This is a genomic window from Alicyclobacillus sendaiensis NBRC 100866, assembly GCF_001552675.1.
In the GTDB taxonomy this organism is placed as follows: Bacteria; Bacillota; Bacilli; order Alicyclobacillales; family Alicyclobacillaceae; genus Alicyclobacillus; species Alicyclobacillus sendaiensis.
Map to the genome: position 1 here is coordinate 1 of NZ_BCRQ01000028.1, position 18364 is coordinate 18364.

At 63.3% G+C, this 18364-nt stretch carries 22 protein-coding genes; 15 read left to right on the forward strand and 7 right to left on the reverse strand.

Features of this window, described 5'->3' with window-relative positions; genetic code table 11:
• Positions 1-329: 329 nt before the first annotated feature.
• The 10 genes from AS26_RS07130 to AS26_RS07175 all read left to right on the forward strand — a co-directional run bounded on the left by AS26_RS07130 (position 330) and on the right by AS26_RS07175 (position 8384).
• Positions 330-1268, forward strand: coding sequence for a DUF4850 domain-containing protein (locus tag AS26_RS07130; RefSeq protein WP_062307762.1), 939 nt, complete (start codon positions 330-332; stop codon positions 1266-1268).
• A 61-nt stretch (positions 1269-1329) separates the two neighbouring features.
• Positions 1330-2463 carry a hypothetical protein gene (locus AS26_RS07135; RefSeq protein WP_062307765.1) on the forward strand — a complete coding sequence of 378 codons (1134 nt, stop codon included), beginning with the start codon at positions 1330-1332 and terminating at the stop codon, positions 2461-2463.
• A 219-nt stretch (positions 2464-2682) separates the two neighbouring features.
• Positions 2683-3093, forward strand: coding sequence for a GntR family transcriptional regulator (locus AS26_RS07140; RefSeq protein WP_062307767.1), 411 nt, complete (start codon positions 2683-2685; stop codon positions 3091-3093).
• Positions 3077-3775, forward strand: a complete 699-nt coding sequence (locus AS26_RS07145) for an ABC transporter ATP-binding protein (protein ID WP_062307769.1) — start codon at positions 3077-3079, stop codon at positions 3773-3775. The genes AS26_RS07140 and AS26_RS07145 overlap by 17 nt, the downstream gene beginning before the upstream one ends.
• The gene (locus tag AS26_RS07150) at positions 3772-5310 is read left to right on the forward strand and encodes a hypothetical protein (RefSeq protein WP_062307772.1); all 1539 of its coding nucleotides are present in this window, start codon (positions 3772-3774) and stop codon (positions 5308-5310) included. Before AS26_RS07145 ends, AS26_RS07150 begins: the two co-directional genes overlap by 4 nt.
• Before the next feature lie 129 nt (positions 5311-5439).
• Positions 5440-5832: a rhodanese-like domain-containing protein gene (locus AS26_RS07155; protein WP_062307774.1), complete on the forward strand. Its 393-nt coding sequence runs from the start codon at positions 5440-5442 to the stop codon at positions 5830-5832.
• A 36-nt stretch (positions 5833-5868) separates the two neighbouring features.
• Positions 5869-6210 carry a thioredoxin gene (gene trxA / locus AS26_RS07160; RefSeq protein ID WP_062307777.1) on the forward strand — a complete coding sequence of 114 codons (342 nt, stop codon included), beginning with the start codon at positions 5869-5871 and terminating at the stop codon, positions 6208-6210.
• Positions 6207-6605, forward strand: a complete 399-nt coding sequence (locus AS26_RS07165; RefSeq protein WP_062307780.1) for a DUF302 domain-containing protein — start codon at positions 6207-6209, stop codon at positions 6603-6605. Before trxA ends, AS26_RS07165 begins: the two co-directional genes overlap by 4 nt.
• Before the next feature lie 92 nt (positions 6606-6697).
• The gene (locus tag AS26_RS07170; protein WP_062307783.1) at positions 6698-7453 is read left to right on the forward strand and encodes a DUF3891 family protein; all 756 of its coding nucleotides are present in this window, start codon (positions 6698-6700) and stop codon (positions 7451-7453) included.
• 40 nt (positions 7454-7493) lie between these two features.
• Positions 7494-8384: a 3-hydroxyacyl-CoA dehydrogenase gene (locus AS26_RS07175; RefSeq protein ID WP_062307785.1), complete on the forward strand. Its 891-nt coding sequence runs from the start codon at positions 7494-7496 to the stop codon at positions 8382-8384.
• A gap of 39 nt (positions 8385-8423) precedes the next feature.
• Here the strand turns inward: AS26_RS07175 and wrbA are convergent, their stop codons facing one another.
• Complete coding sequence (gene wrbA / locus AS26_RS07180) at positions 8424-9044, reverse strand: NAD(P)H:quinone oxidoreductase type IV (protein ID WP_062307788.1); 621 nt, start codon at positions 9042-9044, stop codon at positions 8424-8426.
• Between the two features lie 127 nt (positions 9045-9171).
• Between wrbA and AS26_RS07185 the strand changes: the two genes are divergently transcribed.
• Entirely contained in the window at positions 9172-9870 is a 699-nt protein-coding gene (locus tag AS26_RS07185) for a GntR family transcriptional regulator (RefSeq protein WP_062307790.1), read from the forward strand.
• A gap of 126 nt (positions 9871-9996) precedes the next feature.
• Here the strand turns inward: AS26_RS07185 and AS26_RS07190 are convergent, their stop codons facing one another.
• The 5 genes from AS26_RS07190 to AS26_RS07210 all read right to left on the reverse strand — a co-directional run bounded on the left by AS26_RS07190 (position 9997) and on the right by AS26_RS07210 (position 14195).
• Positions 9997-10581: an acetate uptake transporter gene (locus AS26_RS07190; protein WP_062307847.1), complete on the reverse strand. Its 585-nt coding sequence runs from the start codon at positions 10579-10581 to the stop codon at positions 9997-9999.
• Between the two features lie 129 nt (positions 10582-10710).
• Entirely contained in the window at positions 10711-12660 is a 1950-nt protein-coding gene (acs, locus tag AS26_RS07195; protein ID WP_062307793.1) for an acetate--CoA ligase, read from the reverse strand.
• A 252-nt stretch (positions 12661-12912) separates the two neighbouring features.
• Positions 12913-13206, reverse strand: a complete 294-nt coding sequence (locus AS26_RS07200) for a DUF1292 domain-containing protein (RefSeq protein ID WP_062307795.1) — start codon at positions 13204-13206, stop codon at positions 12913-12915.
• Positions 13207-13301: 95 nt separating this feature from the next.
• The gene (locus AS26_RS07205; RefSeq protein WP_062307797.1) at positions 13302-13655 is read right to left on the reverse strand and encodes a YlbF/YmcA family competence regulator; all 354 of its coding nucleotides are present in this window, start codon (positions 13653-13655) and stop codon (positions 13302-13304) included.
• A gap of 51 nt (positions 13656-13706) precedes the next feature.
• Positions 13707-14195 carry an IDEAL domain-containing protein gene (locus tag AS26_RS07210; RefSeq protein WP_062307800.1) on the reverse strand — a complete coding sequence of 163 codons (489 nt, stop codon included), beginning with the start codon at positions 14193-14195 and terminating at the stop codon, positions 13707-13709.
• 276 nt (positions 14196-14471) lie between these two features.
• Here AS26_RS07210 and AS26_RS07215 point away from each other — a divergent pair, with 276 nt between their 5' ends.
• Entirely contained in the window at positions 14472-14672 is a 201-nt protein-coding gene (locus tag AS26_RS07215) for a hypothetical protein (protein ID WP_062307802.1), read from the forward strand.
• 70 nt (positions 14673-14742) lie between these two features.
• On the opposite strand, the gene AS26_RS07220 is transcribed toward AS26_RS07215, so the two are convergent.
• Complete coding sequence (locus AS26_RS07220; protein WP_083516013.1) at positions 14743-15156, reverse strand: YgaP family membrane protein; 414 nt, start codon at positions 15154-15156, stop codon at positions 14743-14745.
• Positions 15157-15329: 173 nt separating this feature from the next.
• On the opposite strand from AS26_RS07220, the gene clpP reads away from it, so the two are divergent.
• From clpP to thiI, 3 genes are all read left to right on the forward strand, one after another.
• Positions 15330-15908, forward strand: coding sequence for an ATP-dependent Clp endopeptidase proteolytic subunit ClpP (clpP, locus tag AS26_RS07225; protein ID WP_008339574.1), 579 nt, complete (start codon positions 15330-15332; stop codon positions 15906-15908).
• A 67-nt stretch (positions 15909-15975) separates the two neighbouring features.
• Positions 15976-17127 carry a cysteine desulfurase family protein gene (locus AS26_RS07230; protein WP_062307807.1) on the forward strand — a complete coding sequence of 384 codons (1152 nt, stop codon included), beginning with the start codon at positions 15976-15978 and terminating at the stop codon, positions 17125-17127.
• Between the two features lie 12 nt (positions 17128-17139).
• Positions 17140-18342, forward strand: coding sequence for a tRNA uracil 4-sulfurtransferase ThiI (gene thiI / locus AS26_RS07235; protein ID WP_062307809.1), 1203 nt, complete (start codon positions 17140-17142; stop codon positions 18340-18342).
• Positions 18343-18364: the final 22 nt, after the last annotated feature.

The window sequence follows — 18364 nt, forward strand, 5'->3', positions numbered from 1 at the left end:
CGTGGAAAAGCTGAGATCTCAGTTTATCGACGAGGACGTGATGGAGCGCAGTGTCGATGAGTATGAGGATTGGCTCGTGAGACGCGCGGAGCGCTTGGCAGAGGCTGCGAATGCGTTTTTCGCCGAGCTTCGGGGTCAAATGGTTTAACGCAAAATAAAGTTGCAGAACACCGACACGCAAATCTACACAGCGTGGCGGTCTTCCATGGACGAGGTTCCCTTGGAGGGAGGATTCCGCGACGAGTTGTCGAATCCTTCCTTGTCTCTACCTTCATCTTCGCGCGCTGCATAAGGAGCGTCGCGCACGGGAGTTACGTCACGTGAATTGCATGAAACCTTGCCATCCCGCAACAGTACACAAGGGTGGCCAGAAGGCCGGAGCGCGGCGATCTGCGCTTCCTTTCGCGCTCGTGATGATGGTCGCCATCGGTGTGGGAGGATGCGGGACTCCCCTGCAGGTGTCGGTTGGACACGTCACGAATGCTTCGAAAACCTCGACCGCGGCGCATCAGCAGGTGCGCGGCGAGGAGGCGAATGGAACCTCCAGTTCCAATCGATCTGCCGGCGGGGACAAGGCCAAGCAGCACACGGCGAACGTGGAGCAACCGTCGTCCAACACGCAAAGCAGCCTGCTGAACAATCAAAACTCGGTCCTCTTCATCGGCCGCGATGGGCAGCAGGTCCGCATTCCTGTGGTGCCCATCGTGAACGCTCAATACGGGATTACGCCGGAGCAGCCGCTCCTGCCCTACCCCGCGGGAGGGTTTCATCCCATCCACTTCACCATTCCGCCGGACCAAGTTTCGGATCTTAGTGTGTACTTTTTGAACAATGGCACCAACGACGGCGGCGTGGAACTCTTGGGCCCGCGGGGTTGGTGGGTCACGCGCGCTGGCGACGGCGCCGATGGTTCTGTTGCCATCGATCTCGCCAGCGGAGACGGCCAAAGCACGCTCACATTCTTCGTGGACACAGCCATGGGAGGCATTGTGCAGGATGTCATGGCTTACTTTCCGAATTGGCAGCAACTCATTCCTCAGGACATGCAGGACGTCGGGCCCGTGACGTCGCCGACGTTTGCCGCTCGCGTTTTGCTCAACCCGAACGCGCTCGCGTACGAGCTTGCGGATGGCACGAATGGCCTTGCCATTTTCGTTCACGGGCCGAACGTCAACTGGGACTTTGTCCAGGAAGAAGTGCGGGGGCTTCCGCACGACCTGGAGACCACCCTCCTGAACTACGAATTGTCCGTGACGCCGCACAGTTAATCGGCTCTGCGTCACGTTTCTCCGCGCCGCCTCTCCTCTCCTACATGAAGGAGATCTCGCCGTGATCGCGGGAATCGAACCGGAGGGCGCGCGCCTTCGCCTGACGGTGCACGTCGATCTCGTCAACGCGCGGGGGTGGATCACGGGGCAACGCTGGTACGCCGCGTCCTACTCGCTTGGCGACGAATTGAAATCCGGCGGTCTGCTGCCGGCACAGACGCAGCACACATACCACGGGCCTGTTCGCCTCAACTTCCAGAGCGGCTTCCCGAGCGGGTTTCGGACGGAGCCGGTCACGGTCGAAGTGGCGGGCAAGCCGGCGGCCAAGTGGCCCTCGAGCATCCCGATGTATGGCTCGCTCGTAAATCCGGAGACGTGGCCGCCGGGATCGTGGGACAACCTGATCTTGGGCCAGGTGGGCCCATGGATCTGGGTGGCGCTCAAGGGGCCCGGGTCGCTGCCTTCGCCGCTGCGCGCGCTGCCCGTATCGTGGGGCTACCGCGTGTGGAACCGGCTGGTGGCGTTCAACGTGCAAACGGGCCAGGCCGCCGAGTACCCCATTCCGCGCAGCGTGTCCATCGGATCGTGGCTTGAAATGGAGACGCCGAACCTGACCGTGCCCACGTTGGCGGTTCAGGGCGACAAGGTTTGGGTGGGCGTGGGCGAATGGATCGGGTGTTTTCCGGCCAAGCCAACGCTTCCGCCGCGCGTCAGTGTGGCGGAGGTGAACGCGCCAGACATCCGTTCGCCGGATGCGTCATACACCGAGTCCGTGGGTCAAGCGGCGCTTGATGCCCTTCGGGCGGACGCGGTCGCGGGGGCGCAATCCCTTGCGAGTTATTGGAACCGTCTCGTGGGTGCGAAGGTACCGGGCGTGCCGCCGTTTTCGGACTATCAGTCGGGCAAGCTCGCCACCTGGAATCTATCTTTGCCCCCCTTGGATCACGGCAGCTTGCCTCCTTTGCTGCTCTGGTCGCTCACGTTTCCCTACGACGCGGGCAGCGCGGCCGATGGAGAGCGAAACGAGCTGGCGCGGACCATCGCGGCAATCGTTGCGTCGCCGCTCAACTTCGCGGCGAAAGACGCGTCATCCGAGTCGGCTGTCGAGGTGCTCGCCGAGTTTCATCATCGCCCGCCTATGGCGCTTCCCGGCTTCGTCATCCGGGGCGACGCCTACTGGCCGGCGAACGGTTGATGCGCTGGCCCGATCGCCGCGTGCGGAGGGAAACCGCCGAGGGGCGGCGCCTCGCGGCGTGCGTGAGCCGCCATGGGCTCGCGCTGCGCGTCGGCCGGATCGCTCGCGCGTGCGGCTCATGGCGAGCCGTTTGTTCGAGGCTGACAGCGCGGTCTTGCGGGCCAAGTGTATCATGTGATTTAATACACTTAAGACATCCGGCTGCGAGGGGGAAGCGGCATGACGTTGGATCCACCTTGGCGACCTCCCGCGTGGGAGCTCGATCCGTCGCAGCCGTTGTACGAGCAGATTGCCCATCGCATCCGGGTGGAAATTGCCGCCGCACGCCTGCCGAAGGGAACTCGCCTGCCCTCCGTGCGCGATCTCGCCGCCAGTCTTCGCGTGACGCCAAACACCGTCATGCGGGCGTACGCCGAGCTGGAGCAGGACGGGCTGCTCGAGACGTTTCGCGGCCAGGGCACGTTCGTCGCGCGGGAACCGGGCGTCGAGGCGCGGGCGCGGGCGCGCATCGCCCGCCAGGCGTTTGAACACGTGCGGCGCGTCGCGGCCGATCTCGGCATGCGCGTGGAAGATTTGCTTCGGCTCGGCGCTGAAGAAGAGGGAGGAGACGAGGATGCGCGCAGCCATTGAGTGTGACCGGGTGGGATTCGCGTATGCCAAGCGCCCCATTCTCCACGAGATTTCCCTTCGCATCCAAGCCGGCGAGATGGTGGGCCTGCTAGGGCCAAACGGCGCAGGCAAGACGACCCTGCTTTGGATCATCGCGGGGATACTCCGGCCCGAGGCGGGTCACGTTCGGGTGCTCGGGCAGGCACCTGGCTGGCGAACGCTCTTCCACACGGCGCTCTTGCCCGAGCGCGGTCATTTGCCCGGCTGGCTCACCGTCGGCGAGTGGTTCACGCATGCTCGCCGCCTGTATCCCGACTGGAGCGAGGAGAGCGAACGCCGCCTGGTGGCCGATCTCGCCCTTCGCCTCGATCGCCCCATCGCCCGCCTTTCGCGCGGCGAGGTGACGCGCGTCGGGCTCATCACGTGCCTGGCGCGCCGCGCGGAGGTCGTGCTGCTCGACGAGCCGTTCACGGGCATCGATCCCTTGGGGCGTGAGATCATCGCGAGCGCCATGGTGCGCGAGTGCGGCGAACTTGGGCGAACGGTGCTCATGGCCACGCACGACGTGCGCGAACTGGAGCCACTCTTCGATCGCGTCCTGTTTCTCAAGGACGGCTCCATTGCGGCGGACGAAACGGCCGACGCCATTCGGGCGCGCGGCCTGTCGGTCGCCTCGCGCTACCGGGAGGTGTTTTCGCCGTGACGCAGGCCGAGCGATGGATGGCGCTGTGGCGATTCGAGTGGTCCAGGGGACGGGGAATCCGGAGTTCATGGAAGCGGCGACTCGCGTGGATCCTCGTCGCGGCGGGGGTATCGTTGGTCGCGGGCCTGACCCTCTCGGTGAGCACCTCCGCTTCGCCGGATCGCGTTGGCGTGGCGTCGCTCTCGGTGTGGCTCTTCCTCGGTTCGTTTTCCCTCGCGAGCTGGGCCGGTGGGGGAGACGGGGTCGGGGCGACGGCGATGCTTCCGTATGCGCGCGTCACGGTGGTGTGCGTTCGCGCCGCGGCGGCGTATGTCAGACTGATGGGCTGGCTCCTTCTTGGCGCGGCTCTCTCCGCCGGCGTCCATGCCGCGCACGGGCTTTTGGGGAATCCGCAGGTTCTCGGTACGTGGTTGTCCCTTCTGGCTGTGGCAGTCCTTGCGTATGCGGGCCGCGCCTGCGTCTCCGCCGTGCTCGCTGCGCTGCGAAGCTCGCCCTATCGCTGGCTGGGAACCGTGGGCGATGGCATGTGGACGGGCCTGATGGTGTTCATCGTCGACGACATCGCCAAGCGTGGCCCCCTGTCCGGAACGCATGAGAGTTGGATGGTGTTCGCGGCGGCTTACGCGGCGTATGGGCTCATCTGTGCGGCAGTCGGCGTGCGATGCCTCGCCCGCGGCACTTGGCTCCATGCGGCGCGGCGGGACGCCGCGCCCGGGCGGGCGGAAGGGGTGCGTCGAGCGCCTCGCTTCTCTCGTCCGCCGGATCACGACGCGCTCGCCCGCGGTTTGGAGCCACACGTGACGAATACGGGTGCGGAGATGGTCCGGACCGCACTCGCCATCTTTCGCATGGCGATTGGGCGCGCGCTCTGGCCGACCGGCGCGAGGTCAGTTTGGCGGGCTGTGGCCGTTCACCTCACCATTCCCATCGTGGCCGCTTTGGTTTTCGTGATGTTGCAGTGGACGTCTCCGCATCTGCACCTCTCGTTCGCACGCCTCGAGGGCGGAATGCTTGGCGGCGCGTGGTTGTGGTCCATGTTTTGCGGCTTTGCGGTGACGGCGCTTTTCGATCACCTCGGCGACTGGGCGCGCGGCTGGCCCGTGCGCAGGGAGGGCGTGATCGTCGGGTTTGCGCTGGCCGAAAACCTCACCACGTGGTTCTGGGTGACCGCGGGCGCGCTGGGCGGGCTTGTGCTTTGGGCGCATGCCGCGATGGAGCGCGCGGCAAGAGGCGCGGATCTGCGGGAAATGCTGATCGCGTGGGCGGTGGCGGGCCTCTGTGGGACGTGGAACACGGTCTGGTCCGCGAGCGTGACGCTTCGGCGCAATCGCGGCGGGATGTCCGCTTGGTTCGGGCTGGAGGTGTTCCTGGCGGGCGTGTGGTTCATCGAGGGCGGACGCGTGGTGGCGTGGCTCGACAGCGCCTCCTGGCCGAAGGTGGCGGGGGTGTTTGTGGCGTCCCTCGTGCTCGCGGCGGCCATCCTCGCTCTTCACCTGCGCGCGGCTGCGCGGGCGCTCGTCTCGCCGGAACGCTGAAATGGCATCCGCGCCTTCGCATCGAAATGGAGCGGCCGGGAACCTCGCGGCCGCTTGTCGATCTCGACGGCTTGTCGTATACTATACCCAGTAAGGTATAACAACGCAGAGCCTGTCGAGGAGTGAGATATGTCCATGTCGTGGATCTGGATTGTCGCGGTGGCGGTCGTCGTAGGCGTGTGGATCTGGAGAGCGCTTCCCGCGAAAGGCGTTCGGCCCATCTCGGCGGACGAGCTGAAGGACCTCCTGCGAGACAAAAGGTCAGGCGCGCAGCTGGTTGACGTGCGGGAGCCTTCGGAATTTCGGGGAGGCCATATTCAAGGGTTCAAGAACATTCCGCTCGGCGAGTTGCCGCATCGCAGCGCTGAATTGGACAAGGAGAAGCCCGTCGTCGTCATGTGCCGCTCCGGGGCGCGCAGCGCTCGTGCGGCCAAGTGGCTGGCACGCCACGGTTTCCGGGACGTGCGCAACCTCACGGGCGGGATCATGGCCTGGAATGCGGCGAAGCGGCGTTCGTCCTGACGGAGCAGATGCTACGGGAAAGGCGGCGATGTGGACATGGCCACGTTGACGCTGTCGGAGTCGTCCTTCACGCGGCTTCTTCGCGACGCCGAGACCCCGGTGCTCGTGGACTTCTGGGCGCCGTGGTGTGCGCCCTGTCGGCTGATGGCGCCGGTGGTCGAGGCGGTCGCTCGCCAGTTCGAAGGCGAGCTCATTGTGGGCAAACTGGACGTGGATGAGAGTCCGCGCGTTGCACAGGCTTACGGGGTGATGAGCATTCCGACGCTCATGGCGTTCCGGGATGGAGTCCCGGTGATGCGGCTTCAGGGCCTCGTGCCCAAGCGCGCCGTGCTTCAAGCCCTGGAGACCGTGTGGAACGATGGGAGGAATGGAGAATGAGCGAAAGCTGGGCTCGCGTGTACGATTCCCCCTACGCGGTGGACGAGACGGTCCATCGCGTGACGGAGGCGCTCAAAGAGCAGCAGTTCGGCGTGCTTTGGCAAATGGACGTCCCCGAGACGCTTCGCGCCAAAGGCATGCCGTTTTCGACGCCGTACCGCATTCTCGAGGTGTGTAACCCGAAGGCCGCGAACGAGGTGTTGTCGCAAAACCTTCAGGTCGGGTATTTTCTCCCGTGCAAGGTCGTGGTGTATCAGGACGGCGATGGGACGAAGGTGGCGTTTCCCAGACCCACCGCGCTCATCGGATGGATACAAGATCCCGCCCTCGATCCCGTCGCGGCGCGCGTCGAAGACGCGCTCGATCGCGCCATCGCGAAGGCCATCGAGTCGTGAAGTCCTAGCAGGAATGCGGGCCGCGCTGGCGAAGCGTTTCAACATCGCTTCCCAGTCGCGGCATTTTGTTTACCGTTGGAGGCGGTTCGGACGTGATTGTCGTGGATGCGGAAAACGCGTTTCGGATGATTGGGCAGTACGATCACAGCCTGCACGCGGGCGAGATGGGCGCGTGGCTGCGAGACGAGGTGTTCTCAGCCGTCGAGCGGCGCGCTTCGGTGCTCAAGGCCGCGGCCGAGCACGACCTGGCATGGAAAGCTATGGACAAGGTGCCCATGTGGAACGACGCGCGCGGCGCGCCGTACTCGTTTCTCGACCTTCCCGATTCGTGGAAGCTGGCTCACTATCACTGCGGCGTCGACCAGCTCGAGGATCGAGATCCGTACGCGGGTCTCCTCGCCAGTCGGCACTACGCGGCCTTTTTCGAGCATGCCGCAGATGCCGATGCGCTGGCGTTTCTGGCGCGCGAGCAATCTCGCCAGGCGCGCCTCCTGGGGGAACTGGGCGTTGCCGAACGAGACGTCGCGCGCGATGTGCGCGTCGTCCAGTTTCTCGATAAACTATCCCTGTACGTGTGCCTGAGCCATCCGCGCTGCGGGATGGGGCCGGTTGTTCCATGGCTTCGCGGGCCGTTTCGAGAGCTGGAGTCCATCATGGGCGAGCCCATCGAGGTTCAGTGGGAGGGGCCTGGTCGCATTCGGTTGAAACCGTTTCCCTTCCGAGCGGCGTTCGCGTGCGACGTCCCGCTGCGGCGGGTGGACAAGCGGCAGATCGCCGCGGTCGGGATCGCCAAGGCCTACGTCCAGGCAGCTGTGGAGCGGGAGCGCGTGACCATGGCACCTGCCTGACGAGGCACAGCGGAGCGAAGAGAAGGAAAGGGTGGGCGGAATGCAGTTTCGGAACATCGCGGTCGCCGGTGGCGGTGTCTTGGGAAGCCAAATCGCGTACCAAACGGCGTTTCACGGTTTTCCGGTCGTGATCTACGACATCTCGGACGAGGCGCTCGCCAAAGCGCGGGATCGGCTCGAGAAGCTGAAGCCAAATTACATGCGGGATCTCGGTGCGTCGCAGGAGCAGGTCGACGCGGCGATGGACAGAATACGCCTGACGGCCGATCTCGCCGACGCCGTGCGCGAAGCGGACCTCGTCATTGAGGCGGTGCCCGAGATTCCGGAGGTCAAGCGCGAGTTTTACGAGCGGCTGGCCAAGGTCGCGCCGCCCCACACCGTGTTCGCCACCAATTCATCCACGCTGCTCCCGAGCCAATTCGCGGAGGCCACGGGGCGACCCGAGCGGTTTCTCGCGCTGCACTTTGCCAACGCCATCTGGCGGCACAACACGGCGGAGGTCATGCGCCACGGCGGAACCGACGAGCAGGTGTTTCAGGACGTGATGGAGTTCGCGCGGGCGATTGGCATGGTGCCGCTGCCCCTGCGCAAAGAGCAGCCGGGCTACATCCTGAATTCGCTGCTCGTGCCCTTCCTGGAGGCCGCGCAGATGTTGTGGGTCAACGAGGTGGCCGATCCGGAGACCATCGACAAGACGTGGATGATTGCGACGGGGGCGAAGGAGGGGCCGTTTGCCATCCTGGACACCGTGGGTATTCGAACCGCGTACAACATCGCGTCCGGCAAGGCGAAGGCGGGTAACGAGGCGTACGCGAGGCTTGCGGAGAAGCTGAAGGTGATGATTGACCAGGGCAAGCTCGGCCGCGAGACCGGAGAGGGCTTTTACCGCTATCCGAATCCCCGGTTTAAACAGCCCGACTTTCTCCGCTGAGGCAAGGATTAAGGGGCCCGCACGCGCGGGCCCCTGATCTCACGCCGTCACGGCTTGCCCTTGTTTCACCCAAGATGCGATGGTCACCGTTCGGCGCGCCTGATGGCGAATCGCGTCCTGAGTCCCTGGGTCGATCTCGCCGGTTTCCGACACCGTCACACTCGTGCCGTAGGGGTTTCCGCCGGATGCATACGCGGAGGCATCCGTGAATCCTGGCGCGGCGATGATGGCGCCCCAGTGGTACATCGAGGTGTAGAGCGAGAGAATCGTCGCTTCCTGGCCGCCGTGTGGATTCTGAGCGCTGGACATGGCACTGACGACCTTGTTGGCGGTCAAGCCCTTGGCCCACAGGGGGCCCAGCGTGTCCAGGAATTGCTTCATCTGCGATGGGATGTTGCCGAACCGGCTTGGGACGCTGAAGATGACCGCATCGGCCCAAGCGACGTCGTCGGGTGTGGCCACTGGGACGTGCGCAGTCGCCTCGACATGCGCCTTCCACGCGGGAGACGTCTCAATCACTTCGCGCGGCGCGAGTTCCGCCACTTTGCGCACCCTCACTTCAGCGCCGAGTTCGCGCGCGGCCTCCGCTGCAATTTGCGCCATTCGATAGTTGGTCCCCGTTGCACTATAGTAAAGGATAGTCAAACGGACGTTGGACATGATGTTTCCTCCACTCCCACTCTCTGATTTCTCATCTACTTACCAATCGTAAGTATGTGCGATGTCGATGATAGAGGTTTGAAGCGGCGATGTCAACTGTCTGAAGGCTTCGAAAAGGAGGGGTACGGTGAAGCGGCACGCAGGAGGGGAGAGGACGCTCGGGGACGCCGTCGCGGACGCGCTTCGTAGGGAGATCGTGTGGGGAGAGTGGCCGAAGGGGCATGTGTTCAGTGAAAACGCCTTGGCGCGCCGCTTCGGTACGAGCCGCTCGCCGGTGCGCGAGGCTTTGCGACAGTTGGCGCACGAGGGCTTGATTGCGCTTGGCCGAAACGGGGCGCAGGTGGTGGGGTTGGACCTGGGAGATGCGTTGGAATTGTACGACGTCAGGAGCATGATTGAGCAGTTCACCGCGTCACGCGTGTGTGAACGGCCGCGCGCCGAGCGCGCATCCCTCGCTCTGATGCTTTCGGCGCTTGTCTCGGCCATGGAGGAGGCGGTTTCCCGGAAGGACTGGAAGGACTTGTCCAACCTCGACCTGGCCTACCACGACGCGATCGTGCGCGCGTCGGGCCATCGCCGCGTGTCGCGCATGTGGGAAGAGATGAGGAGCCTCGTCGAACTCACGCTCGCGCTCGTCATGCGCAGGCGGATGCAGCGCGGAGACGCGGATATGCGAAGCGCGCTCGCGCAGCACCGAAGTCTCGCGGAGGCCATCCTCGCCGGCGATGCGGCGTGGGTAAAGCGCGTCATGCAGTCTCACGTCGAGGAGACGCGCAGGTTGCTCGAGAGCGGTCTGCACGAGAAGCTTGTCGACGACGAGCGTTGACGAAGCGCAGGGTGCAGGTGGGCGGATGAGGCTGAGGTCGCCATGCGCAAAGGCGGCCTGGCAAGGGCCGCCTTGCACGGGCTATACATGGGGAACGAGAAAGGCAAGCGAATTCTTCGCGATGAATTAAGCGCTTACACCGGTTGCAGAAGTGCGCTTTAGGACAAACGGTTGCCCCACGGGCATGAAGACATGGCCCATGGTCTCGTTGAGCACCGTGGCAAACGAGGTATAGAGTGCGCTCAAACCGCAGATAAAGCCGACCCAGCCACCGGCCGTGCTGCTGCCGATGATGCCAAAGGCGTGAGCCGCGAGCAGGAAGAACGTGATCCAGAGCGTCAAGAACACGAACCAGAGCGCCTTATTCAGGTAGAAGGTGCCGAACCACAAAAACAGCGTGAGGATGCCGAAGAACAGGAGGAAGAGACCCAGGCCTGCCGTGGGCGCGAACTTGTTGATGAGGTAGAACGCCCACCAGAACGCGCCATACGAGCAAAATGCGGTGGCGCCGAACGTGTTGCCCTTGCGGAACTCCCAAAGTCCGGCGATGAACTGCGCCGCACCGCCGTACGCGATGGCGAGTCCCAGGACGACGCCGAGTGCGCCTGCACTCGTCACGCCCGCGTTGATGAGGCTCAGGATGCACGTTGTGATGCCAAACCCGGCGAGCCCAAGCGGACCAGGATCTGCGATTTTCGCCTGATCAGACATTCTGTTCACCCTCTTTTCCATCTCTTTTTCACGGGTTGACAACGGCTCGGCAAACGACGAGTGGGCGTCCTGCGCCTGCCGGATCACCTCCTTCCAGGCGCAGGATTTCACAGGCGCCGGGCATTCACATCATTCCTGATCCTTGTACTGCGCTTTGAGCTGCTCCACGATGGCCGGATCCGCCAGCGTGGTGGTGTCGCCGACCACGCGGCCCTCCGCGATGTCGCGCAGGAGGCGGCGCATGATCTTACCGCTGCGCGTCTTGGGGAGATCGGCCGTGAAGATGATCTCCTCGGGCCGGGCCATCGCGCCGATTTGTTCGACAACGAATTGCTTCAGTTCTGCGACGAGATCGTCCGAACCGGTGTGGCCCTCCTTGAGGATGACGAATGCGGTGATGGCCTGCCCCTTCACCTCGTGGGCGCGTCCGATGACGGCCGCCTCGGCGACTGCGGGATGCGCCACCAGGGCGCTCTCCACCTCTGCCGTGCCGATGCGGTGGCCGGACACGTTGATGACGTCGTCCAAGCGTCCGACAATCCAGTAGTAGCCGTCCTGATCTCGGTAGGCTCCGTCCCCAGGCAGGTAGATGCCTTCGAACTTGCCGAAGTACGTCTTGCGGAACCGCTCGTCATCGCCCCACACGGTGCGCAGCATGGAGGGCCAAGGCTTGGTGATGACGAGGTTGCCGCCGTGCCCGGGCGGGACAGGATGGCCGTCGTCATCGAGAATATCGACGGAGATGCCGGGCACGGGCTTGGTAGCGGAACCCGGCTTGGTGGTGATGATGCCCGGAAGTGGAGCGATCATCGCACAACCCGTCTCCGTCTGCCACCACGTGTCCACGATGGGGCACCGCTCCTGGCCGACGTACTTGTGGTACCACATCCACGCCTCCGGGTTAATGGGCTCGCCGACGGATCCGAGCAGCCGGAGCGTGCTGAGATCGTGCTTTTCGACGTACTGCGGGCCCCACTTCATGAACATGCGGATGGAGGTCGGCGCGGTGTACAGGATGGTCGCGCCGTACTTCTCCACGATGGCCCAATAGCGGTCGCGATCCGGATAATCGGGCGATCCTTCGTACATCACGACCGTCGCGCCGGCCGACAGCGGCCCATACACGATGTACGTGTGGCCGGTGATCCAGCCGATGTCCGCCGTGCAGAAGAACACGTCATCGTCCTTCAGATCGAAGACGGTCCGCATGGACGTGTTGACGCCCACCAAGTATCCGCCTGTGCTGTGGACGATGCCCTTCGGCTTGCCGGTGGTGCCAGACGTGTAGAGCAAGAACAGGTAGTCTTCGGCGTCCATGGGTTCGGCCGGGAACGGTTGCGTCGGCGCGCTCGCCATGGCCTCGTGCCACCAGATGTCCCTCGCGGGGTTCATGGTTGCCTGCGCCGCTTCGCCGATCCGCTGGACCACCACCACCTTTTCGATGGGCGTGCCCGCGACCGCCTCGTCCGCGTTCTGCTTGAGCGGAATGACTTTGCCGCGGCGCCAGCCGCCGTCCGCGGTGATGAGCAGCTTGCTGCCGGCGTCCAGGATGCGGTCCTTGAGCGACTGCGCGGAAAATCCGCCGAACACGACCGAGTGCATGGCGCCGATTTTCGCGCACGCGAGCATCGCAATAGGCAGCTCCGGCACCATGGGCAGGTAGATGGTGACGCGATCGCCCTTCTTGACGCCGAGCTTCGTGAGCATATGTGCGGCTTTGTCGACTTCGCGCCGCAACATGTCGTACGTGAGGACGCGGCTGTCACCCGGTTCGCCTTCCCAGATGATGGCCGCCTTGTTCTTGCGGTGGGTGAGCGTGTGGCGATCCACGCAGTTATATGCGGCGTTCAGCTTGCCGCCGATGAACCATTGCGCGTGCGGCGGGTCCCATCTGCAAACGCTTTCAAATTCATGAAACCAAGTGATATGTTCAGCTTGCTTCGCCCAGTAACTCTCGGGATCACGCGCCGCTTCCTCGTAAATGCTTTCATCGTTGTAATTCGCTTGACGGCGAAATTCTTCCGGCGGGGCAAAGGTGCGTGTTTCACGGAGTAGTGCGTCGAGATCATTCGGGGTCATGGTCTGGCTCCTTTCTCTGGCCGCGGCAATCACGGCGACAACTTGAATGGGTCAATTTCATCATAGAATAAGTTGTTCAAAAAGACAATCTCCAAACGGCGTCAATGCCTATATATTCGAAATTCGCTGCGATTTATGCCCCTCATTTCTAGGGAATGAACGCGTGCGCACGTGTGGCCGAAGGACTTCACGAGGGCATGAAAAAACCGTTTCGCGGTGTTTCACACCACGAAACGGCGATGGAGAGGAAGCTCAATCTTCGTCCTCTTCTTCGCTGTCGTCAAACAGCTCGTCGTTGTAGGCGTCGACGACGCGCTGCCATTCTTCGTCGTCCTCGATCTCTGACAACACCATTTGCTCGCCGTCTTCTCCGTCGATGCGGAAAATGACGCCTTCCTCCATGGAGTCGTCGAGCGGCAACAACACCGCGTAATCCTTGTTGTCGACCGTCAAGACCTCGCCCAACACGAACTGATGCTCTTCGCCGTTTTCGTCCTCCAGGACGATGACCTCGTCCTCGTGATCGAGAAACTCGTCATGAGCCATGTCGTCTCATTCCCATCCGCTATCCAGATTTGGCCTGCGCCATGCTTGCATCAACATAACACCATGTGTCCATGGTGTCAACGCGTCCGCGGGGGTCACCGCGGGGGCGGCGACGACAATCCCTTTTGCAGTCGTTGGGAGACCGCGTCGAGCAGCTGGTTAAGTTCGCGCTCCGCCTCTTCAAACGACGCAATCTCCGGGATTCGCCGCATATCCGCGAGCAGACGATCCGCCTCTTCGATCACGTGCCGATAGTGCATCGGCGGGACGCGGCGCGCCTGAAACTCCTGCACCGCCTCCTGGAGTTCACGAAATCGGCGGAGCAACGACTGGGCTTCCGGCGAGTCGTCGAGTTTGGCCTTCGCGTCCCGGTAACGCCGCGCCTGCTCGGAATCGGCGATGAGACGGGCGAGTTCTGACGCCTTCTCCCAGAGCGCTCCTCGGTCCATCCCATCACTCCTCATCCTGAGCGTTACCTGGACTCCACCGCGCTATACTTCCTACGTGGCGCTCGGGGCTGGGCCCACCGTCGAATCCTCTTCGCGCATCAGCTCTTCGAGCTCCTTGACGGCGCGGTCAAAGGCTTCGCGATTCCGCTCGTCGAGGGCGCGGTCGATCTTCATCCGGATTTCCTCGCGGCGCATGGCTCGCGCCTCGACCTCCGACAGCACTTGCTGCACTTCCGGCGGAATCGGAAGTTCCGGTAGATTGATGAAGACAAACAGCTTGTCGGTCGAGGACGCGCTGTTGAAATACGCATGGAGAGCGGGCAGGATCTCCTCCGCCTGGCTCACCTTTTTGATGCGGCCATTCAGCGGCAGGCGGGCGATCATGCCGTGACGCCCAATGATGAGAAGCGGCACGTTCTCCAGCACGATGTTCGTCGACTCCAGTTGGCTATGGCGAGCAGCGAGAAAATCGATGACGGCTTCTGCTCCGGGCGGGAGCAGCTTAGTCTTGAGCAACAGGATGTCATCCTTCGTCATCATCGCGCGTTCACTCCTTTGCCGGAGTTGCCTCTTGACGGATCATACGCCTGGTTTCACGCGACCGCGATCGTGCTGATGGACAAGCTCCGATGCCAAGGCGACCCGCAGATCATCTGATGACCGGCGCTTCGCCCCCACCGAAGTGGTGCAAATATTGTAGCAAAAGGTCCGGAGAAAGAAAATGAGGCGACCGCCATTTTCCCATGCGTCACATCGATTCCCTGCGTCTGCGCCCGAACCGAGCCTCATACTACACGTGCAGGGGAGGGAAGGCGCATGGGCGATTGGGTGTACTTCGCGGGCGTGTACGATACGAAATTCGAAGCGTATTGCGCTGTCATGTGGGTCGAAGCCGACGAACGAATTCGGCGCTCGGCCCGCCCGAGCCAGGTCGAGGTGTACCGCCTTCGCAACGGCAAATACGGCGTCCGCTTCCTTCCTCAACGCGATGTCGTGGAGCGGGCACGCGCGGAATGAAGGGGACAAGGGGTGTACGCGGAAGAAGACAGCCATCCGCGCGGTGGCTGTCTTCTTCCGCGCCTGCACGTCAAGCGTTATCCTCATCGCTCGGCTCGCGCTTGTTGTCTTCCACCAAGAACTTCGCCACCTCATCCGGGATGGGCGTGTCCGACTTTGCCTGGACGAGATCGGCCGCCTGCTTCGCCGAGTCTTGCGCTTTCTGCATCGACCGTTTTGTGCCATCCCCCACGGCCCTGGATGCTTTTTGGACCCACTGGCGGGTCGACTCGGCGGACACGCCCGATGGCTTGGCCAAGCGCTCCACCGACGCCTTCATCGGGCAGAATCCTGTGACGGCTTCCGCGATTTTCATCGCGCCGAACCCGGCGAGCAGCGCGCGCGTGAGTGCGGATTGACGGCGGCCATAGACCGCGGAAGACAAGCTCGCGACGCCGGTGGCAAGGCGCAGGTATCGATCCGCAGGATGCATCTTGCTCTGCATGACCATCCTCCTCTCGCGGGAATATCCACAGTATCCCGCGCACCGGGGATTGGCATGCCGAGAGCACATCCCTGCATTGGAAACTTAGTTGACTTTGACTTACCTTGATGAAATGGCAAGACGGTGGCATAATGGTTATTGTAGTACCGTAGACGAAAAGGAGGCTTGAGCGCATGAGTCTCATCCCGTACGTAATCGAGCAGACGTCGCGAGGAGAGCGAAGCTACGACATTTACTCGCGCCTGCTGAAGGATCGGATCATCTTCTTGGGCACGCCCATCGACGACGATGTCGCGAACGCGGTGGTCGCGCAGCTTCTGTTCCTCGCCGCGGATGATCCGGACAAGGACATCCAGATGTACATCAATAGTCCGGGAGGATCGGTGTCCGCAGGCCTCGCGATATATGATACCATGCAGCACATTAAGCCCGACGTGAGCACCATGTGCGTCGGAATGGCGGCGAGCATGGCGGCCGTTCTCTTGGCCGCGGGTGCGAAGGGCAAGCGGTATGCGCTTCCGAATTCCGAGGTGATGATCCACCAACCGCTGGGCGGCGCGCGTGGTCAGGCCTCGGACATTGAAATTCACGCACGGCACATCCTGAAGACGCGGGAACGCCTCAATCGGATTTTGGCGGAACGGACGGGACAACCGCTCGAGCGGGTCGCGCAGGACACGGATCGCGACAACTTCATGTCGGCGGAGGAAGCAAAGGCGTACGGATTGATTGACGAGGTCATTTACCGCTGACACGAAATCCGCTCACGGCCGAGGCGCGTCAGTTGCCTCGGCCGTCTGACTTCAGGGGGGAGTCAAGGTGGCGGACGAGCTGTATTTCGACTATGCGGCGACCGCGCCGGTGCGCCCCGAGGTGCGAGAACGGATGGCCGAGTGGTTGGACATCTACGGAAATCCGTCTTCGCTTCACCGGATGGGGATGCGCGCCGAGCGCGCTCTGCGGCGCGCGCGGGACCAAGTGATGCAGAGCCTCGGGGCGCGAGATGGCCGCGTGGTGTTCACCGGTGGGGGGACGGAGGCGAATAACCTCGCCGTCTACGGCGTCGCGCGCGCCTATGCGCAGCGCGGACGCCACATCGTGACATCGGCCATCGAGCATCCGGCGGTCCGCGAGGCGATGGCGGATCTGGAGCGCGAGGGTTTCGAGATCTCCTACGTGCGCCCCAACCGGCGCGGCGATGTGTCCGCCGAAGAGGTCCTGCGCCACGTCCGGGATGACACCATCTTGGTTTCCGTGATGCATGTGAACAACGAGACCGGGGCCGTGCTGCCCGTGGAACGGATTGCGGATGAACTCCAAGCACATCCCAAAGTGGTGTTTCACGTCGACGGGACGCAGGCGCTGGGGAAAATTCCTGTTTCGCTCGCGCGCACGCGCATCCACCTGTACGCCGCTTCCGGGCACAAACTGGGGGCGTTGAAAGGCGTCGGCGCGCTTTACGTCCACGGCAGCCTTCGGCTGAAACCGCATGTGGTTGGCGGGGGCCAGGAATTCGGCCTGCGGTCGGGCACGGAAAACGTCCTCGGTGCCCTGTCGTTTGGGGAAGCCGCCTCGCGTGCGGTCCGCGAGATGGAGAGCGACGTGGACGCCGAGCAGAAGCGAGAGCGCCTGGCGCGCGCCCTCGAGGAACTCGGTTACGTGCTTGTGAACCCTGACCATCACTCGCCGTACATCCTGTGCGCGGCGTTGCCCGGGGCGCGTGGGGAAATCTTGGTGCACGCTTTTGAGGAAAAGGGCCTCTATGTGTCCGCAGGGAGTGCCTGTTCGAGTGGCAAACATGGACGGGAGCCCAGTCACGTTCTCACGGCCATGGGTGTCAAACCGGAACTGGCACTTGCGGCGATTCGTTTCTCGTGGCATCCTGGCACTCGAATGTCGGAGATCGAGCACGCCATTGAAGTTGTCCGCGAACGGACGGCTTGGGTCAAACAAGCGCTAGGCATACGGTAGGAGGAACGGGATTTGTTGTACGATCATCTCTTGGTCCGGTACGGCGAATTGACGACGAAGGGCGCAAACCGCGCCGAGATGGAACAGCTTTTGGAGCGCAACGTGCGGCGCGCGCTGTCCCAATGGCCGGACGTGAAGGTGACGCGCAGTCAGCAGCGCATCGTCGTTCAGCTCAACGGGGCCCCGGTCGATGCGACGCTGCAAAAGCTGCAGCAGGTGTTTGGGATCTCGTCCATCTCGCCCGTCGCGGTCGCGCCGCTCGATCTCGCGGCCATCCAGCGGACGGCCGTCGAGGTCGCCAAGCGCGAGCTCATGGACAAGTCCACGTTCAAAGTGGAGGCCCGGCGGGGATTTAAAGGATTTCCCCTGGACAGCCCCGCGCTTCAGAAGGCCGTCGGAGCGGCCGTTCTGCGCGCGCTGCCGCACATTCGCGTGGACGTTCATCACCCTGACGTGGTGATTGAGGTGGACGTCCGCAAGTCCGCCGCCTACCTGTATCCCAGCCGGGTGCCAGGGCTCGGCGGCTTTCCGGTCGGCATGAGCGGCAAGGGACTGGTTTTGCTCTCCGGCGGGATCGACAGCCCGGTGGCGGCTTGGAAGGCGATGAAGCGAGGACTGGCCCTGGAGCTTGTCCATTTTCACAGCTTCCCCTTCACCAGCGAGCGAGCGCAGCAAAAGGTGGAGGACCTCGCGGCCGTGCTGACGCAGTGGGGCGGGCCGATGAAGCTCCATCTCGTGTCCGTCACGGCCATTCAGGCGGAGATCCAGCGGGCTGCGCCCGAGGGACTCAGGACCATCCTGCTCCGCCGCATGATGGTGCGCGCGGCGTCGCGAATCGCGGACGAAGTGGGCGCCGGAGCGCTCGTGACCGGGGATAGCCTCGGACAAGTCGCGAGCCAGACCCTCGCCGCATTAAATGCTGTCGATCGCGTCACGGATTACACGATCCTGCGGCCGCTCATTGCGGAGGACAAGCTCGAGATCATTGAACTGGCCAAGCGTATGGGGACCTATGAGATCTCCATCCTCCCGTTTGACGACTGCTGCTCGCTGTTTGCGCCGAAGCATCCGAAGACGAATCCGAAACAGAGCGACTTGGAGCGAGCGGAGGCGCGCATGGATGTGGAAGGGCTCATCGCAGAAGCGGTCGCCTCGCGCGAAGAGAAGCTCGTGCGCGCGGATGAAGATGTGTCCGCGAGCGCAACCTATCGGTGACTCGTCTTGCCGTGGAGGGATG

Bases quoted from the DNA above. Each gene is read 5' to 3' on its own strand.
- AS26_RS07175 (WP_062307785.1), top strand. From the start codon at position 7,494: ATGCAGTTTCGGAACATCGCGGTCGCCGGTGGCGGTGTCTTGGGAAGC.
- AS26_RS07190 (WP_062307847.1), bottom strand. From the start codon at position 10,581: ATGTCTGATCAGGCGAAAATCGCAGATCCTGGTCCGCTTGGGCTCGCC.
- AS26_RS07155 (WP_062307774.1), top strand. From the start codon at position 5,440: ATGTCCATGTCGTGGATCTGGATTGTCGCGGTGGCGGTCGTCGTAGGC.
- AS26_RS07220 (WP_083516013.1), bottom strand. From the start codon at position 15,156: ATGCAGAGCAAGATGCATCCTGCGGATCGATACCTGCGCCTTGCCACC.
- AS26_RS07200 (WP_062307795.1), bottom strand. From the start codon at position 13,206: ATGGCTCATGACGAGTTTCTCGATCACGAGGACGAGGTCATCGTCCTG.
- AS26_RS07130 (WP_062307762.1), top strand. From the start codon at position 330: ATGAAACCTTGCCATCCCGCAACAGTACACAAGGGTGGCCAGAAGGCC.
- AS26_RS07205 (WP_062307797.1), bottom strand. From the start codon at position 13,655: ATGGACCGAGGAGCGCTCTGGGAGAAGGCGTCAGAACTCGCCCGTCTC.
- AS26_RS07210 (WP_062307800.1), bottom strand. From the start codon at position 14,195: ATGATGACGAAGGATGACATCCTGTTGCTCAAGACTAAGCTGCTCCCG.
- AS26_RS07165 (WP_062307780.1), top strand. From the start codon at position 6,207: ATGAGCGAAAGCTGGGCTCGCGTGTACGATTCCCCCTACGCGGTGGAC.
- trxA (WP_062307777.1), top strand. From the start codon at position 5,869: ATGGCCACGTTGACGCTGTCGGAGTCGTCCTTCACGCGGCTTCTTCGC.
- AS26_RS07145 (WP_062307769.1), top strand. From the start codon at position 3,077: ATGCGCGCAGCCATTGAGTGTGACCGGGTGGGATTCGCGTATGCCAAG.
- acs (WP_062307793.1), bottom strand. From the start codon at position 12,660: ATGACCCCGAATGATCTCGACGCACTACTCCGTGAAACACGCACCTTT.
- AS26_RS07140 (WP_062307767.1), top strand. From the start codon at position 2,683: ATGACGTTGGATCCACCTTGGCGACCTCCCGCGTGGGAGCTCGATCCG.
- wrbA (WP_062307788.1), bottom strand. From the start codon at position 9,044: ATGTCCAACGTCCGTTTGACTATCCTTTACTATAGTGCAACGGGGACC.
- clpP (WP_008339574.1), top strand. From the start codon at position 15,330: ATGAGTCTCATCCCGTACGTAATCGAGCAGACGTCGCGAGGAGAGCGA.
- AS26_RS07215 (WP_062307802.1), top strand. From the start codon at position 14,472: ATGGGCGATTGGGTGTACTTCGCGGGCGTGTACGATACGAAATTCGAA.